The sequence below is a fragment of the Bradyrhizobium sp. GW821-FHT13H05 genome (assembly GCF_058804065.1).
The window spans coordinates 850,522-867,854 of record NZ_JBXAPO010000003.1 but is presented as its reverse complement, the minus strand read 5'-3'; the positions used below and the strand labels follow the sequence as shown (position 1 = coordinate 867,854).

Annotated in this window: 15 protein-coding genes; 4 read left to right on the top strand and 11 right to left on the bottom strand. The window is 63.9% G+C overall.

The genetic code is table 11. The features are described from left to right. Positions 1-57: 57 nt before the first annotated feature. Positions 58-804 carry a class II aldolase and adducin N-terminal domain-containing protein gene (locus tag AC1RR3_RS12985; protein ID WP_492822994.1) on the bottom strand — a complete coding sequence of 249 codons (747 nt, stop codon included), beginning with the start codon at positions 802-804 and terminating at the stop codon, positions 58-60. A 276-nt stretch (positions 805-1,080) separates the two neighbouring features. On the opposite strand from AC1RR3_RS12985, the gene AC1RR3_RS12980 reads away from it, so the two are divergent. Genes AC1RR3_RS12980 through AC1RR3_RS12965 form a run of 4 tightly spaced genes read left to right on the top strand, consistent with a single transcriptional unit; the run spans position 1,081 to position 6,687 of the window. Continuing rightward, positions 1,081-2,304 (top strand): ABC transporter ATP-binding protein, encoded by a 1,224-nt coding sequence (locus AC1RR3_RS12980; RefSeq protein WP_492822992.1) that lies wholly within the window; start codon positions 1,081-1,083, stop codon positions 2,302-2,304. A gap of 55 nt (positions 2,305-2,359) precedes the next feature. Continuing rightward, the gene (locus tag AC1RR3_RS12975) at positions 2,360-3,439 is read left to right on the top strand and encodes an ABC transporter substrate-binding protein (RefSeq protein ID WP_492822990.1); all 1,080 of its coding nucleotides are present in this window, start codon (positions 2,360-2,362) and stop codon (positions 3,437-3,439) included. A gap of 35 nt (positions 3,440-3,474) precedes the next feature. Continuing rightward, positions 3,475-4,836: an LLM class flavin-dependent oxidoreductase gene (locus AC1RR3_RS12970; protein WP_492822988.1), complete on the top strand. Its 1,362-nt coding sequence runs from the start codon at positions 3,475-3,477 to the stop codon at positions 4,834-4,836. A 45-nt stretch (positions 4,837-4,881) separates the two neighbouring features. Beyond that, positions 4,882-6,687, top strand: coding sequence for an ABC transporter permease subunit (locus AC1RR3_RS12965; RefSeq protein WP_492822986.1), 1,806 nt, complete (start codon positions 4,882-4,884; stop codon positions 6,685-6,687). A gap of 88 nt (positions 6,688-6,775) precedes the next feature. On the opposite strand, the gene AC1RR3_RS12960 is transcribed toward AC1RR3_RS12965, so the two are convergent. From AC1RR3_RS12960 to AC1RR3_RS12915, 10 genes are all read right to left on the bottom strand, one after another. Beyond that, positions 6,776-7,537 carry an SDR family NAD(P)-dependent oxidoreductase gene (locus AC1RR3_RS12960; RefSeq protein ID WP_492822984.1) on the bottom strand — a complete coding sequence of 254 codons (762 nt, stop codon included), beginning with the start codon at positions 7,535-7,537 and terminating at the stop codon, positions 6,776-6,778. Between the two features lie 21 nt (positions 7,538-7,558). After that, the gene (locus AC1RR3_RS12955; protein WP_492822982.1) at positions 7,559-9,298 is read right to left on the bottom strand and encodes a nitrilase-related carbon-nitrogen hydrolase; all 1,740 of its coding nucleotides are present in this window, start codon (positions 9,296-9,298) and stop codon (positions 7,559-7,561) included. Positions 9,299-9,311: 13 nt separating this feature from the next. Beyond that, positions 9,312-10,301 (bottom strand): acetamidase/formamidase family protein, encoded by a 990-nt coding sequence (locus tag AC1RR3_RS12950; protein WP_492822980.1) that lies wholly within the window; start codon positions 10,299-10,301, stop codon positions 9,312-9,314. Positions 10,302-10,331: 30 nt separating this feature from the next. Beyond that, a complete protein-coding gene (locus tag AC1RR3_RS12945; protein ID WP_492823172.1) occupies positions 10,332-11,051 on the bottom strand; it encodes an ABC transporter ATP-binding protein in 720 nt (239 codons plus the stop codon). A 1-nt stretch (position 11,052) separates the two neighbouring features. Further along, positions 11,053-11,769, bottom strand: coding sequence for an ATP-binding cassette domain-containing protein (locus AC1RR3_RS12940; protein WP_492822978.1), 717 nt, complete (start codon positions 11,767-11,769; stop codon positions 11,053-11,055). Next, positions 11,769-12,833 carry a branched-chain amino acid ABC transporter permease gene (locus AC1RR3_RS12935; protein ID WP_492822976.1) on the bottom strand — a complete coding sequence of 355 codons (1,065 nt, stop codon included), beginning with the start codon at positions 12,831-12,833 and terminating at the stop codon, positions 11,769-11,771. Before AC1RR3_RS12935 ends, AC1RR3_RS12940 begins: the two co-directional genes overlap by 1 nt. Positions 12,834-12,848: 15 nt before the next feature. After that, complete coding sequence (locus AC1RR3_RS12930; protein WP_492822974.1) at positions 12,849-13,721, bottom strand: ABC transporter permease subunit; 873 nt, start codon at positions 13,719-13,721, stop codon at positions 12,849-12,851. A 94-nt stretch (positions 13,722-13,815) separates the two neighbouring features. Further along, positions 13,816-15,069, bottom strand: a complete 1,254-nt coding sequence (locus tag AC1RR3_RS12925) for an urea ABC transporter substrate-binding protein (protein WP_492822972.1) — start codon at positions 15,067-15,069, stop codon at positions 13,816-13,818. 10 nt (positions 15,070-15,079) lie between these two features. Continuing rightward, positions 15,080-15,745 (bottom strand): ANTAR domain-containing response regulator, encoded by a 666-nt coding sequence (locus AC1RR3_RS12920; protein WP_492822970.1) that lies wholly within the window; start codon positions 15,743-15,745, stop codon positions 15,080-15,082. Beyond that, on the bottom strand, positions 15,742-16,902 hold the full coding sequence (locus AC1RR3_RS12915; protein ID WP_492822968.1) for a transporter substrate-binding domain-containing protein: 1,161 nt from the start codon (positions 16,900-16,902) through the stop codon (positions 15,742-15,744). Before AC1RR3_RS12915 ends, AC1RR3_RS12920 begins: the two co-directional genes overlap by 4 nt. Positions 16,903-17,333 lie beyond the last annotated feature (431 nt).

Genomic DNA, 17,333 nt, shown 5'->3' with positions numbered 1-17,333 from the left:
GTCCGCTCCCGTCTCGATCTCGTTCGCACTATCCCGGGCACCGCACCGCAACCGCAGTCAATGCGCGTAGGACGGATCCTCGGCATCCAGGAGACGCTTCATCTCCTCGAAATGCGCAATCGAGAAATCCGTGATCTGCTCCCAATCCTGCGCCGTGCTTTCGGCGACCGCGTCGGGCAGAATCTTCAACGGCTGCCCCGTCGCATAGGCCTGGACCAGGATCTGGCAGGCGCGCTCCAGCGTATAGATGTCGTCAAAGGCTTCCCCGACCGTGTTGGCGATCACGAGCACGCCGTGATTTCCCATCATCAGCCGCGACTTGTTACCGAGCAGCGCGGCAAGGCGCGCGCCCTCCTGCTCGCTGTCAGCCATGCCTCCATAGCGGTCGTCGATGGCAAGGCGATTGAAGTAGCGCGCGGTATTCTGATCGATCGGCTTGATCTGGGGATCAACGAGCGATGCGATCGTGGTCGCGAAAGGCGGGTGGAGATGCATCACGACCCGCGCCTGGGGCAGCTGCCTGTGCATCTGGCCGTGGATGGCCCAGGCCGTCGGATCGACGTCCGGCCGTCCCTTGACGCCTTGCACATCATCAAGGTCGAACAGAACGAGATCGCTGGCCTTGACGCGCGAAAAGTGCCGCCACTTTGGATTCATCAGGAACCGGCGCCCGTCGGCGGAGATCGCAGCGCTGAAATGGTTGGCGACGGCCTCGTGCATGCCAAGCCTGGCGATGCTGCGGAAGGCGGCCGCGAGATCGACTCGAAGCTGCTGCTCGTCCGGCGAGGCGGCGGAATTCGTCATCTATTGCTCCTCCGAGCGGCGAGGTCAGGCAAGCGAGACTTATGGATTCCACTGCCGAGGTAAAATAAGAAAATCGTCGCCGCTGATTACCTGAAAGCTATAGCGGTCGATCGCCAACGCCGAAGGCGGAAAGATCAATGGTTGATCACTGTTCGCCCAATAATTCCGCAACCAGATCGATTAGGCGTCGTCTAAGCAAAGGACCCGGTTTTCGTAATTTACACCTTGCGGATCCCGAAGGCTTACTTTGTCCGAGTTGACCTGACAGGATCTGTAATGGACGCGATCCGCGCCGCTCCACCTCTTCGAAACCGCCGCCGCAGCGACGTGTTTCGTATGTTGTGGCGATCGTCGCGCGACGCACAGGAGACGGCCGCCGGGCTCGCCGTGCCGGATCACAGCTCGGCATCGATGCTGACCGGCCCGGCGGTATCGACGGTCAAGTTGCACGTTCGTGGCATCTCGAAGGCTTACGGCGACGCAACCGTGCTCGGCCCGGTCGAGCTGAAGGTGGTTGCCGGCGAGCTCCTCGCGGTACTCGGTCCATCCGGGTCCGGCAAGACGACGCTCCTCCAGATCATCTGCGGTCTGGTCGAACCATCGGGCGGCCAGCTGATCATCGACGGCCGTGACGAGACCGACAATTCCGCGGACAAGCGTGACATCGGCGTGGTGTTTCAGAACTACGCGCTGTTTCCTCACCTCACGGTCCGCGAGAATGTCGCGTTCCCGCTGCAGATGCGGCGAATGCCGGTGGGTGAAATCAAGAACCGGGCCGAGGCGACGCTCGCGATGGTCGGGCTGTCGGACTTCGCCAACCGCTTTCCCCGCGAACTGTCCGGCGGCCAGCAGCAGCGCGTCGCGCTCGCGCGCTGCTTCGTCTATCGGCCGTCGCTGATCCTGATGGATGAATCCCTGTCCGCGCTCGACAAGAAGCTCAGGGAAGACATGCGGATCGAGATCAAGCGGCTGCACCGCGAAACAGGCGCAACCATCATCTTCGTGACGCACGATCAGGAAGAGGCCCTCGCGCTGGCCGACCGCATTTGTCTGATGAACGAAGGCCGGATCGAGCAGCTCGGCGCGCCTGAGGATATCTACGAACGGCCGGCCAACGTCTTCGTCGCCGATTTCATCGGCGCATCCAACCTGATCCATGGCAGCATTGCCGCCAACGGATGCCTTGAAACACGCGATGGCGTCCTTCCGCTCCCGGACGGCTGCGATATGCTGCTTGGCCGACCGGCTGCGCTGGTGGTGCGCCCGGAAAAGCTCGTTCTTTGCAACGGCGACGAGGCGCTGCTGAGCGGCCGTGTTCAGGAAAGCATCTATGCGGGCTCGGAGACGCGGCTTCTGGTCCGGCTCGCCAGCGGCACGCTGATCACCGCGCGTCGTGCGGCCGGCCTGCTACCGGTCGAAATCGGTGAAAGCGTCTTTATCCGTTGGGACCGTAACCAGGCCCGGGTCCTCGAAAGCAGTCCATCAATGTCGGGCGCGTAACACCGCGCCATCACGTCGTGTCCTTCCCGACCAGCGCATCACGGAGAGAACAGCAATGTCCGCCACCACGCCCATCTCACGACGAAAGCTTCTGAAAACAGCGGGCGTGGCCGCCACCGGCATCGCGCTGCCGGCTGTCTGGCCCGGACGGGCCGGTGCAGCCGAGCAGATCACCGTCGCCGACGTCGGCGGCGCCCCGGGCGCCGCGCTGCGCACCGCCTTCTATGATCCGTTCGAGAAGGCCACCGGCATCCGCGTCGAAGGTGTTGCCCACGAATCCGACCCGGTCACGCAGTTCAAGGTCATCGTCGACACGAACAGCAAGCTCTGGGACGTCTGCATGGTCACCCCCGACGACGTGCTGCGCCTGACCCAGGAGAAGAACTATCTCGAGCCGCTCGAGATCACCAAGGGTCCGGACGACGAGCTGATTTCGGGCGCGCTGATGCCGAACTGGTTCGGCTTCTCGGCCTATGGCATCGTGATGGCCTACCGCACGGATGTTTACAAGAAGGAGGCCCCGACAGGCTGGGCCGACTTCTGGAACACGACCAAGTTTCCGGGACGCCGCGGCCTGTATCGCAATCCCAAGGGCGTGCTGGAATCGGCGCTGCTCGCCGATGGCGTGGCGCCGAAGGATCTCTACCCCCTCGACGTCGATCGCGCCTTCAAGATGATGGACAAGATCCGCTCCGAGGTCGCGGTGTGGTGGACCGCCGGCGCGCAGAACACCCAGATCCTGCAGAACGGCGAAGTCGACATGGCCGACACGTGGTCGGCGCGCGCCTTTGCCGCGATTGATTCCGGCGCTCCGGTCAACATCATCTGGAAGGGCCTCTACTCGATCGATGGCTGGTCGATTCCGCGGGGCACGACGAAGCTGAAGCAGGCCCGCGAGTTCGTGAAATTCTCCATGCAGCCCGAGCGCCAGGCCGCCTATTCCAGCATCGTCGCCAATGGTCCAAGCAACCTCAAGGCTTACAAGTTCATCACGCCCGAACGCGCCAAGGTGCTTCCGACGCTGCCTGAAAATCTCGCAGGCCTCACCGTGCGCGACTATGCCTATTGGGGCAAGAACTACGCAGAGGTCTCGGAGCGCTTCCAGGAATGGCTCCTGATGGGCGGCAAGAAGTAACGCCTGCGACGCGGGGAAAACATCGAGGGACGGTCATGAGCAAGAAGAAGCAGATGGTGATCGGCGCGTTGGTGCACGCCAACGGATCACACGCAGCATCCTGGTTGATGGACGAGGCGCGGCCGCACGCCTCGACCGACATCGACTATTACCGCGAGATGGCGCAACTCGCCGAACGCGGCAAGTTCGACTTCTTCTTCATCGCGGACACACCGGCGGCGCGCACCGAAAATCTGAGAGCCTGGAGCCGGTCGCCGCTGTTCATGAACGTGCTGGAGCCGATCACGCTGCTTTCGGCCATTGCGGGGGCGACGACCCGTATCGGCCTCGGAGCCACCGCATCGACCAGCTTCTACGAACCCTATAATGTTGCGCGACTGTTCTCCTCGCTGGATCACATCTCGCATGGCCGTGCCGCCTGGAACGTGGTGACCTCCGCCAACGATTACGCGGCGCGCAATTTCGGTCTCGAACGGCTGCCCCCGCACGCCGACCGCTACATCAAGGCGAAGGAGTTCCTCGAAGTCGTCGAGGCGCTCTGGGACACCTGGGAAGACGGCGCCTTCGTCTACGACAAGGAGACCTGCCAGAGCTTCCTGCCCGAGAAGCAGCATCTGGTCGACCACAAGGGCAAGTACTTCACCGTGCATGGCGCGCTCAACATCGAGCGTTCGCCGCAGGGCCGCCCGGTCATCATCCAGGCCGGCGCATCCGACACGGGTCGGGATTTCGCGGCCGAACATGCCGAAGTGGTGTTCGGTTCGAGCGGCAATCTCGACGCCGCCAAGGCCTTCTACAGCGATCTCAAGGCCCGGATGGTCAAGTTTGGCCGTCGGCCTGATGACCTGAAGATCGCCTCGGGCATTTCGGTCGTGATCGGCGAGACCGAGCAGGAGGCGCGCGACAAGCTCGATCGCTGGCAGGACCTGGTCCATCCCGACGTCGGCGTTTTGCGCCTCGCGCAGGACCTCGAAACCGATCTGTCGGATCTGCCGCTCGACGAGCCGGTGCCGGTCAGCCGGATTCCTGCGACGTCCAACCTCCACAAGGGCTATTTCGACGAGATCGCCGGCCTGATCCGGCAAGGCCTGACGTTGCGCGAGATCGCGCGCCGATTCAATCGCGCCAAGGCGACGTTCTGCGGCACCGCGACCCAGGTCGCCGATCACATGGAAGCCTGGATCGACGCAGGCGCCTGCGACGGCTTCATGATCTCGTTCGCCGCACTGCCGAGCACGATGACCGACTTCGTCGAGAAGGTGGTGCCGGAGCTGCAGCGGCGCGAACGGTTCCGCCACGACTATGAAGGACGGACCCTCCGCGAGCACCTTGGCCTCGCGCGCCCCGAGAACCGCCACACCTCACTGGCGACGACGCCGCTTGCCAAGCGCGCATAGACCGAGATGACCACGCTGCGACGGATCGAACGAGAGCACTGAAAGATGGCCGAGACGACGTCTCTCGGAGTTGCCGAGCATCCGCGCACCAAGGCGCGCAAGCTCAAGCTCGATCCGCTGTGGCTGGCGCTGCCCGGCCTCGGTTTCCTGGCCCTGTTCCTGGTCTGGCCGACCGCGCAGATGTTGTCCGTGAGCGTGATGGACAAGGTCACGGGCGCACTGACCTTCGCGCCGTTCCTGCGCATCTGGAACGGCGGCCCCTATCTCGCCGTGCTCTCGACGACATTCCAGGTCGCCTGCTGGACCACGATGTTCTGCCTGGTGCTGGGTTATCCCCTCGCCTATTGGCTGTCGCAAAAGCCGCCCCGGCAGCAGCGTATCGCCGCGCTGTTCGTCCTGCTGCCGTTCTGGACCAGCGCGCTGATCAAGAACTTTTCCTGGCTGGTGCTGCTCGGGCGCAACGGGATCATGGCGAAGACCATGGCCGCGATCGGCCTGAAGGGCGGAGATCAATTGCTGTTCGGGCGCACCACCGTCATCTTCGCCATGGTGCACACGCTGCTGCCGCTGGCGGTCGTCACGATGCTGCCGGTCATGAACCAGATCGATCGCCGCCTCACGATGGCAGCATCGACGCTCGGCGCCAACGGCGCGCGCGCATTCTGGCAGGTGTTCTTCCAGCCCTCGGTACGCGGCGTCGCTTCGGCTGGGCTCCTGGTTCTCGTGGCCTCACTCGGCTTCTTCATCACGCCGGCGCTCGTCGGCGGCGCCAGGGACACCATGATCGGGCAGCTCATCATCCTGCAGATCAACGAGCTGCAGAATTGGCAGCTCGGCAGCGCGCTCGCCGCGATTCTCCTGGTCTCGACCATCACGATCTGCTTCATCTATGACCGGATCTTCGACCTGTCGGCGGTGACGACGGGCAGCGGCCGAACGACAAAAGCGGACGGCCCGGTGCGCCGTGCCGGGCTTGCCATCGTCAACGCCGCCGGGCTGATTTTCGGCGCGATCGAGGAGCTCTGGAAGCGCAATATCCGCGGCCTGCGCGGGCGCGTCCTGCTCTCGGTCTATGCCTGGGTCATGATCGCCTTGCTGCTGGCACCGATCATCGCCTTTGTTCCGATGGCCTTCACCGGTTCGAGCTTTCTGTCGTTTCCACCTCCCAATTGGAGCGCGCGCTGGTTCGAGCAGTTCTTTGCCTCCCCGCTCTGGCTCGGCGCCATGACCCGTTCATTCGGCATCGGGTTCGCGGCTGCGGCCATCACGCTGCTGATCGCATCGATGGCGGCCTATGGGGTCACCAGGACTCGCAGCCGACTCGGCGGCATCGCATTCCTGCTCTGCCTCTCGCCAATGATGGTCCCATCCATCGTCATCGCGATCGCGCTGTTCTATCTGTTCGCGAGGATGGGGCTGGTGGCGAGCAACATCGGCATCACCATCGGTCACACGATTATCGCCATGCCGGTGGTGTTCATGATCATGCTGGCGACCTTCAAGGGCTACGACTGGAGGCTTGACGCGGCGGCCTCGACGCTCGGCGCCGGACGGCTGCGCACCTTCTGGCGCATCACCTTGCCGCTCGTGGCAGGTGGCCTCGCCGTCGGCTTCGTGACCGGCTTCCTGCAATCGTTCGAGGAACTGACGATCGCGCTGTTCGTCGGCGGCGGCATCAAGACGACCTTGCCGAAGCAGATGTGGGATGGAATCCTGCTCCAGGTCAGCCCTGTCATCGCCGCAGCGTCCGTCGTCGTCCTCATTGTCGTGATCGTCATGTTTGCGATCATCGAAATCCTTCAGGCGCGCCGCTCGCGCTCTTCCGGCTCGGCCGGCGCCGGCGGTTCCTGAGGCGCCCTGCAACCGACGCCGATCGAACAGGTCGCAGGCACAGCTCCATGAATGCAGCGCGGGAAAGCGGCACTTTCCGCGACCGACGCTAGAACTGCACCCCACGCGTGAGCGCGCCGTCGACGACGAGATTCGTACCGGTAATGAAGCTGGCCGCACGGCTGGCCAGAAACACCACGGCGTTGGCCATTTCCTGCGGCGTGCCCATCCGCCCCGTCGGGTTGAGCGCCAGCGCGGTCTTGTAGAGCTCGGGATTGTTGTCCTTGATCATGTTCCAAACCCCGCCGTCGAAATAGGTATTGCCTGGCGAGACGGAGTTCGCGCGGATATTCTTCCCCGCGAGCTGATTGGCCAGCCCCTGGGTGTAGTGGATGATGGCCGCCTTGAAGGTGCCGTAGGGACCGGCGGCGAAATCGACCTCGCGCCCGGACACGCTCGATATGGTGACGATCGCGCCGGCGGAGCTCTTCTCCAGATAGGGCATGGCCGCATTCACCAGCCGGACCGTCCCCATCATGTCGGTCGAAAACTCCTTCTCCCAGCTTTCGTCGTCCTGTCCGATCGCAAGCGCGCTGACATTGGCGACGACGACATCGATGCCGCCGAGCTTTGCTGCCATATCGCCGACCCAGGCCTTCAGCACGGCCGCATCGGCGACGTCAACCGCACCACCATAGGCCGAAACTCCCATGGCCTTGAGTGCAGCGACCGTGCTCTCGACCTCGGCCTGATTGCGGGAGCACACGCCGACATCGGCGCCCTCCGTGGCAAATGTCTCGGCGATGGCGCGGCCGATTCCCTTGGTGCTTCCCGTGACGAGAACCTTGGCGCCCTTAAGTCCCAGATCCATGGCCCGTTTCCTTTTCTTGGTTCAGTAGTTATTCGCAGCTGCCTTGACCAATCCACGATAGCTGTGCGGCATGCGCATCGACACCAGATCCTTTCGCCGCACCACATTGGTCGGATAGACGCTGTCAAGATTTGAGGTGTCGACCAGCGCGGTTGCAAGGCCCGTGCCGTCGGCCGCGATCGCCTCCCGCCGCGGAAACGCGAACGTATCGGGGCCGAACACACCGCTTAAGCCAGGATAGCCGCGCTCGGGATCGACGACATTGGCGAAGGCGAAGAACAGGTTGTTTTCGCCGGCACGAACCCGGAAATGATGCCAGTGATGCGGATCGGGACCGGTCGGAATCGGTTTCGGCTGCACCACCTCGGTGCCGGCATGCGACGAACTGAAGCGTCCCTTGATTGCGGCGGGACAGGCGATGAGATCGCAGCCGCGCAGCGCCAGCACCCGGCCCGCTTCCGGGAAAGACGCGTCGTGACCAACCAACAACCCGATGCGGCCGATTGGTGTGTCGACGACGGTCCAATCGTCACCGGCAGTGGCCCAGCTTTGCTCGTCGGCAGTAAGATGCGTCTTGCGATAGACCGAGATGTCTCCATCCGGCGCGATCAGGCAGGCACTGTTGTAGATCAGATCGCCGTCCCGCTCGGCGAGGCCACAGACCAGATACAGGCCGAGCTCCCTTGCGAGCCGGCCTAGGCTGTCGGTCGCCGGCCCCGGTATCGGTTGCGCCGATGTCTGGGGATCGCCAAGTCCCGTCAAGGCAAGCTCCGGAAAGACGACGAGCTCCGCGCCCTCGGCCCTCGCCTTGCGCGCGAGTGCTGATATCTCCATAAGATTTTGGCTGACGTCATCGCCAGGCGCAAATTGCGCGACACTGACCTGCGACGTCTTGCCGGCCGGCCAGGGCTCGTGGCCGTAGAGGCCGAAGAAGTCACGCGGGTTCCAGCTGAAGGTGTCAGTCAGCAACTCCGGATAAAGCTCCGGCCGCCGCTGTACGAGCACGGTCTCGCCGAGCACGCGGCGCGCGCGCGCGGCATCGAGATCGATCTCGGACAGCAGTACACCGTCGCCCTTGTCGAGCACGGCCGTCACCTGCCCGTCCGGCGCGATCACGCAACTGCCGCCGCTGAACTGCACGGTGCGCTCCAGCCCCCATCGATTGCTCTCGATGACGTAGCAGCCGTTCTCGAAGGCGCGGCTGATCCAGTACGGCGCCGGCGTGCGCTCGGCCAGCCAGTTCGAGATGTGGCAGATGACGTCGGCGCCGCCGAGCGCCATCAGCCGCGCGGTTTCGACAAAATGGATGTCCATGCAGATCAGGAGCGCGATCCGCCCGATCGGCGTCTCGAACACCTGGTTGTGCAAATCGCCCGCTGCCGCCCATTTCGGCTCGGAGATATAGGGATGCGTCTTGCGGTGGCGGCCGACGATGCCGTCGGGCCCGATCAGGACGGCCGTGTTGAAGTAGATGCCGTCCTCGTCGACCTCGGGCATACCGACCACGATGTGGCAGCCGTGCTGGCCCGCCAGCGCCGCAAAGCGGTTCGTGGTCGGGCCCGGGATCGTCTCGACGAAGGGCGCGACCTCGGCTCGGTCGAACCAGCAATAGCCGGTCGTTCCCATTTCCGGCGTGACGATCAGCTTGGCGCCAGCCGCCGCCGCCTGCTCGCAGAGTTCGAGCAGGCGCGCGACGTTGCGCTCCTTCTCGAACATGGTCGGCTCGAACTGGACGGCGGCGACCTTGTGCTTGGTGGACATGATGCGGCCGGCCTCAGACGAGATAGGATTTCTTGATGGAGGCGCCGAGCGTGTATTTGGGATCGACCATGTTGCCGAGGCGGACGCGTCCGGCCTGGGTCAGCAGCATGTAGGCGTCGATCTCGTCAAAACCGTAATCGGCCGCCATCCAGCGGCAGAGCTCGCGATAGGCGATGCGGGCCGCATCCTCCATCGGCCGCGCCGAGCCGATGGTCATGATGAAATCGCGGGTCTCGAGCCGCGGCCACGCGATGGTCCAGTTCTTGATGAGGTCGATCTGCACCGTGGTCACGGTCGGATGCTCGATGGCGACGCCGCAGAGCTCGCCGTCGCCCTGTGCGGCATGGCAATCGCCGAGATAGAGCAGCGCGCCATTGGTGTTGACCGGCAGGTAGATGACGGCGCCGACGCCGACATCCGGCAGATCCATGTTGCCGCCGTAATAGTCCGGGACCAGCGAGGAGATCGCCTCGATCTCCGGCGAGGTGCCGATGGTGCCGATGAACGGCTCATAGGGCAGCGTGATCTTGTCGTTCCACTTGGTCCCGGTCTTGGCATCGATCACGAGCTTCTTGACCCGCTCCGGCAGTGCCGGGTTGAGCAGTGCGGTCTGTCCCGTGGAGACCAGGCCGCCGAAATCAGGCATGACCACGGTGGTGCCGCACGGCTGCGGTCCGCGCGGCACGATGCTCTCGATATAGACCGCGAGCACATCGCCCTTCTCCGCGCCGTTGACGTGGATCGGCCCGTTCTGCGGATTGAGGAACGGGAAGTTGAGGATCTTGGATGGGCTGTCGGTCTCGTTCTTGATCGCGCCTTCGAACGCATCATGCGTCTCGGCGGAGACGACTGCACCGGGATCGACGGTGAGCACGGGATTCACATAGGGACCGTAGACGTAGTGGTACTTGCCCTGCTCGGTCTCGGTGATCGTGTATTCCTTGCCGCGCTCGCCCTTGGCGACGCCCTTGCGTGCCATGATGGAATCATTTTGCCAGGCCATTGCTGTTCTCCTTGGTTAGGCGTCGTTTCTTCAAACCGCGAGGTGGCGGCGCATCTCCGCCTCGTCGTCGAGCGCGGGGCGGTCGAGACTTGCGACGATGCGGCCCTTGTCCATGACGTAGCAGCGCTGCGCCATGGCGCGGATCATGTCGAGATTCTGTTCGACCAGGATGATGGTCACGCCGGTCCTGCGGTTGAGTTCGACCATGTTGCGTGCGATGTCCTGGACGATATTGGGCTGGATGCCTTCCGACGGCTCGTCAAGCAGGATCAGATTGGGATCGGCAATCAGCACCCGTCCGATCGCAAGCTGCTGTTGCTGGCCGCCGGACATGGTGCCGGCCCGCTGGTGCCAGCGCTCTTCGAGGATCGGAAACGCCTCGACGATCTTGCGCCGCCCCGCCTCGGGAATGCCGCCGCCCTTGATCGCGGCGCCGACCGCGACGTTCTCGCCGACGGTCAGGCGCGGAAACACGTCGCGCCCCTGAGGCACGTAGCCCATGCCCAGGCGCGCCCGCTTGTGTGCGGGCAGCGATTCCACGGCCTCGCCGCGATAGACGATCGAGCCGCTCATCGCCGGCACCAGCCCGATCAGGCTCTTCATCAGCGTCGACTTGCCGACGCCGTTGCGTCCGATGACCGCGACGATCTCGCCTTCCCGCACCTCGATCTCGAGGCCCTGGAGCACCGGCTTGCCGCCATAGCCGGCGCGCAGAGCCAGCGTCGAGAGGATCACTTCCTTGCGCGGCATATCAAGCATGGGCCTGCCCCAGATAGATCGCCGCCACGCGCTCGTCGGCCACGATCTCGTCGATCGAGCCCTGCGCAAACACCTGGCCGAGATGCAGCACGGTGACGCGCTGCGCGACCTGGCGCACGAACGCCATGTCGTGCTCGATCGCCAGCACGGTCATGCCACCGGCATTGAGCCGCTGCACCATCTCGCCGGTCATGCGGGTTTCCTCCGGCGACATGCCGGCGGTCGGCTCGTCCAGCAGCAGCAGGCGCGGCTTCAGGCTGATCGCCATGCCGATCTCCAGCCATTGCTTCTGGCCGTGACTGAGATTACCCGCCGTTTGTGCCTGCTCGGATTCGAGGCCAAGGAAGCCGAGCAAACGGCCGATCTCGGCCTCGAGCTCGGCGCCGCGATGCCGGCTCTGCAAGGCGATCTCGAGGTTCTGACGGACGGACAGACCCTTGAAGACGCCCGGCACCTGGAACTTGACCGACAGGCCGCGATGAATCCGCGCAAAGGATTTGAGCGCCGTGATGTTCTCTCCCGCGAACAAGATATCGCCGCTGCCGGGATGGTGCTCGCCGAGGATCAGGCGGAACAGCGTGCTCTTGCCGGCGCCGTTCGGACCGATCAGGCAATGGATCTCGCCGGGCTCGAGCTTGAGATCTACGGCGTTGGTGACGTGCAAGCCACCGAAATGCTTATTCAGATTGCGAAGCTCAAGCAGCGACATCAGCCGGCCCTCTGCGTGAGGCGCGCGGCGAGCCGCGCGAGCCAGTGCATTGCGCCGAGCACGAGACCGTTCGGGGCGATGAGAACGGTCAGCACCAGCAGCACGCCCATGAAGACGAGCGCATATTGGCTGCCGTAAATGGTGAGCGCCTGGAATGCGGCGAGCACCACCAGCGTGCCGACCACGGTCGAGGTCAGGTCGCTGCGGCCGCCGACGGCGACCCAGATCAGCGGCAGCGCGGCCGCCGTCATGCCCATGCTCGACGGCGTGATGTATTGGCCCCACGCGGTGTAGAGCACGCCGGATATCCCGGCGAGCGCGGCACCGATGACGAAGGTGATGAGCTGGTACTTGCGCACGTCATAGCCCAGCATTTCCGCGCGTTCGGGGTTCTCGCGGATCGCGACGATGACGTTGCCGAACGACGAGTTCATCAGGATGCGCAAGGCCAGATAGACGAAGACCAAAAGGCCGAGCACGAAATAGTAGAGCCCAACATCGGCAAACAGAACGATCGGCTCACCCGGCCAGGGGATGGTCAAGGGCGGCATCGCGCTCATGCCGTTGAAGCCGTTGAGCCGCGCGCTGCCGATATGCCATTCCGGCCCCGCGGTCTGCGCCATGAAGCGCTCCAGCATCAAGGTCACGGCGAGCGTGACGATGCCGAGGAAGACGCCGGCGATCCGGCCGAAGAACATGAAGTAGCCGAGCAGGACGGCGAACAGTGCAGCTATCGCGACCGCAGCGACAAAGGCGACCAGCGTAAAGCCATAGGCCGCGCCGAAATTGAGGGTGAGGACGCCGTAGCCATAACCCGCGATGCCGAAGAACGCGGTCTGACCGAAGGACAGCGAGCCGCCGTAGCCCCAGATCAGGCACAGGCTGAGAGCGATAAACACCCAGACGAAGAAGTAGACGGTGTTGCCGACCGTGTAGCCGTCGCTGAACAGCGGATAGGCCAGCGCGACCAGCATCACGATTGCAAACAAGCCCCAGAAGGCCGGACCGCGACCGACGGTCTGCGGGCCTTCGAGACGGCGAAACAGCGAGAAAAAACCGGTCACGACGCCATTACTCCGTCAGGTGCGCTCGCGCAGCACGAAGCCGGAGATGCCTTTCGGCAGAACCCGGACCACGATGATGACAGCGACCAGCAGGCCGATCTGGCCGAACAACTGCCCCTGCCAGGACGTCATCACCGATTTCACCACCGCAAGCACGCCGCCTGCCGGCGCCGTGCCGAGGAAGACGTCGGCGCCGCCGATCACGACGGTGACGAAGGCCTCCATGATGAAGGTCGCCCCCATGGTCGGCACCAGCGTCATGGTCGGCGCATAGAGGCCACCGGCAAGGCCGGCGAGCCCTGCACCGCAGGCAAAGGTGAGGCTGTAGACCAGGCGCGTATCGACACCGAGGGCTGCCGCCATGTGCGGCACCTGGATCGTCGCCCGCGCCAGCACGCCGAAGCGCGTCCAGTTGAACAGCGCATAGAGCGCGGCGAGCACACCGAGCGCGGAGCAGAACAGCACGATGCGGTAGATCGAATAGGAGTAGTCGCCGACCTGAAAGCTGCCGAACGGCGTGCCGACGCCCGCCATGGTCGAGCCGACCATGATCAGCGTTCCCTGCGTCGCGATCAGGCTGAGCCCCCAGGTGGCGACGATGGTGTCGAGCGGCCGGTCGTAGAGATGACGGATGACCGCAAGCTCCACCAAGACGCCGACCAGCGCGGACACGATCGTCCCGGCCAGAATCCCCAACGGCAACGGCAGGCCGGCATGCACGGTCGCCGCGGTGACATAGGCACCACACATGATGAACTCGCCATGGGCGAGATTGATCACGCCCATCATGCCAAAGATCACCGCGAGCCCGCAGGCCGAGAGCACCAGGAATGCGAAGGCGTCACCGAATTGATAGAGTGCCGAGAAGACGTGCGTCGCGATGTCCATGAACCAACCAGATCGATGAGAGGGACGACGTTGCCGTCGCGGGTAACCGTGATCGCCCCGGCGTGCAGGTACGCCGGAGCGATCAACCGCCGGGTCAGGGTTTCGGCGGCGGATTCGACGGCGTGTACTGGGCCATCGGATCTTTCTTGGTAAGATCGCAGCCGGCCTCACCCAGCCAGTACGGCTTGATGTCCTCCCAGGTCTTCGGGAAGGAGATCGAATGATCCGCGCCGACCTTGGCGAGATAGATCGTGTGCGACATGTGCTGGCTCTTCGGGTCGATGCAGACCTTGCCCTCCGGCGCATCCATGCAGACGTCGCCCAACGCGATCACCTTGCGGATGTCCTCGCGCTTGGTCGACTTCGCACGCTCCACCATCTGCTTGTACAGGTAGACGGCGAGATAGGAGTTTTCCGCCTCCTGGTTCACATAGGGCTCGCTCGGAAACTTCGCCTTGAACTTGGCGTAGAATTCCTTGCTCTTGGGCGAGTCGATTTCCTCGATGTAGTTGGTGGTGACGTACATGTCCTTCAGGCTCGGCGGCTTGAAGCGCTTGTGCTCGTAACCCTGCCCGACGTTGACGGATGACGCCATCGGCAGGTTGACGTTGGCGGAGGCTGCCTGCTCGTAATAGGAGGCCTGTGCGGTGCCGACCAGCAGCGTGACGACGAAGTCGGGCTTGGCCTTCTGGATGTTCTGGACGCTCTGCGAGAATTGCGACACGCCGAGCGGGATGAACTCCTCGCCGGCCATCTTGCCGCCGTTCTCCTTGACGATCTTGCGCACCCATTCCGCCGAGATCTGGCCGAAATTGTAATCGGCGGCGAGCGTGTAGACGTTCTTGCCGTACTTCTCCATCATGTAGGGAATGAGCGTGGAGAACTGCTGCTCCGGCACGGCGCCAGTGACGATCATGTGGCCATCGCAGACGCCGCCTTCGTACTGGTTGTTGTAGAAGGCAAAGCCGTTGAACTGGTCGACGATCGGCCGATACGCCTCGCGGGAGGCCGAGGAGAATCCGGCGAACACGACGTCGACCTTGTCGCGCTGGAGCACGCGGCGCATGAACTCCTGGTAGCGCGTGTTGTCGGACTGCGTGTCGTAGGGAACGAGCTCGAGCGGCCGGCCCATGATGCCGCCCGCCTTGTTGATCTCGTCGGCGGCAAGCTGGATGGCGTGGACCTTGCCGATCGTGGCGGCGGCGAAGTCGCCGGATTGATCCTCCAGCACGCCGAGCTTGATCGGGTTTTCCGCCGCGAGGGCCGGGTTTGATTCGATGGATGATCCGAGGACAAGCGTCCCCGTGAGGGCTGCGGCACGCAGCCCCCGCAATACAGACTTGCTCATTTTGCTTCTCCTAGATGGCTTGCTTGTTGCCGCCTTGCAGCATGGTGCCGGTCGTGCGGCCGGTCGTGTCGGGCGGCTTCGCCCGCTTGCTCAGGAACTCCTCGCAGTAGAGTTCCATGTTCTGCCGCGCGCGCATGCTTTCGCGACGGAGCTGGGAATAGGCACCCTCCTCGTCGAGGCCGCCCTGCTGCATCAGCAGGATCACGGCCCGGATTACCGCGCGACGGCCGCGACGGCGTTCCTCGAGGTCCCGCAGGCGCTCGCTCATTTCGGCGCGCAGCAGGAACTGGTTGATGCCCATGAACAGGGATGTGTAAACCGCGCCACCATGCACCGGCTTGCGCAGGAACGAGGTCGCGCCGAGATTGACCAGCGCCTTCAACCGGCTCGGCGCCTCGACGCCGACGAGGCCGATCACCGGTACCGGCGGCAACCGCGAGGCCGGATGGACCTCGATCGCGACGGCGCCTTCGAGATCGCCGTCCACGAACAGAATATCGCGATCGGCCTGAAGGCTCGCAATCTCGATCTGCGCGCGACCGTCGATGATTTCAGGATATTCGGTCGAGACGCCGAGCTTGGCGAGCGTCGTTTCGAGCGTGCTCTCCCATCCGCCTCGCCGTGTCACGACGATGGCGCGGCCGCCCTTGAAATTCTGTAACAGTCGAGAGCTCATGATTGCACCACCTTCAACAGCGGAGAGCGCATCGCGCTGGCAAAGCGCGGCGACGACTGGACGAGATAGGGATCGGGCGCGATCGGCTCGCGGGATTCCAGCAGCACCTCGAACTGCCCATTCGCAGCCGAGCGGCCGATCCGCGGCGTGAGCCAGGCGTGAAAGGTCTGCCGATCGATCCGGACCTCGCCTTGCGGAGCCCGCAGCCGCTGATCGGCCACGGCCCCGCGCACCGTGCGCGCATCGTCCGTGCCGGCCTGCGACAATGCGGCTGCGAGCAGCTTGACGGCGATGTAAGACGACTCGGCGTCTGCGGACGAGACCGGTCCATCCGGAAAGGATTGCGTATAGGCATCGATGAAGGCGGCATTCTCCGGCGAATTCAGCGACGAGAAATAGACGCTCGACGACAGATGCCCGTCGATCGCGTCGGGCCCGATCTCCGGCAATTCCGGTTCCGACAGCGTGCAGCTGGCAACGGGAATTTCCGCAGCCTGGTCGATGCCGCGCGCCCGGCAGGCAGCGCGGAACGCGCGGAAGAAGGCATAGGCGCTGGTGCCGATCAGATTGTTGAAGACGAAATCCGGGCGCTGGTCGATGATCGCCGCAATGACCTGGTCGACCTCGGTATCGCCGACCGAAAGATAGCGCTCGGCGAGCACGGTGCCGCCGCGGGCAATCAGCGCCTCGCGGAAGATGCGGTTGTTCTCCCAGGCCCAGATGTAATTGGAGCCGATGCAGAAGGCGCGCGAGCCGACCCGGGACGCCAGATAGTCGACCAGCGGCAGCACGTGCTGGTTGGGCGCAGCACCGGTGTAGATGACGTTATCGGAGCTCTCGAAACCCTCGTAGTGCGAGGGATACCACAACAGCCCGTCGAACTTCTCGAAGCACGGGATCACCTCCTTGCGGCTCGACGAGGTGTAGCAGCCGACCACCTGGCGGATGCCGGAGCCGAGCAGCTCGAGGCTGAGCGAACGATAGCGCGCGAGATCGCCGGACGGGTTGACAACGACCGGCTCCAGCTCGATGTCAGGGCTGCTGGCGTTGACCTCCTGGAAGGCGAGCAGCGCGCCGTTGAGGATCGAGCGCGCGACGACGCTGTAGGAGCCCGTCGTCGAGAACATCACGCCGATCCGATAATGTCTTCGCATCATCACTCGATCCAAAACAAAAAAACGCCCGCCGGCTGTGAAGCCGAGGGCGCCCTCGCCGCCAACCGAACACGCATTTGCGCGTGGCGTTGGAAATGGTTTGAACTTGTTCGCGTTGACGGGCTGCCTTGCCCGACGCTCGTGCATTACGGTCGTTGAGATCGGATATTATGTCAAGCGCGTTGTTGCAGCGAAGATTGCTGCAATTCGTGTCGACCTGTAGCAAAACTGTGCAAGGTGGTTCATGACCACGGAACAGGGCCGCCAAAGCGACCGGCATGGTGGCGGGTCAAAATGCGGCCAGCACAGAGCGGTCGGCGGAACCACGATAGATCAGGTTCTCCATCAAGCCGGCCTCCAGCATCGTAGCGCGACACAACAACATGTCGCGCGCGCCAGCGACTGGAACAGCGACAAAAAGCGGCGCCAACTTT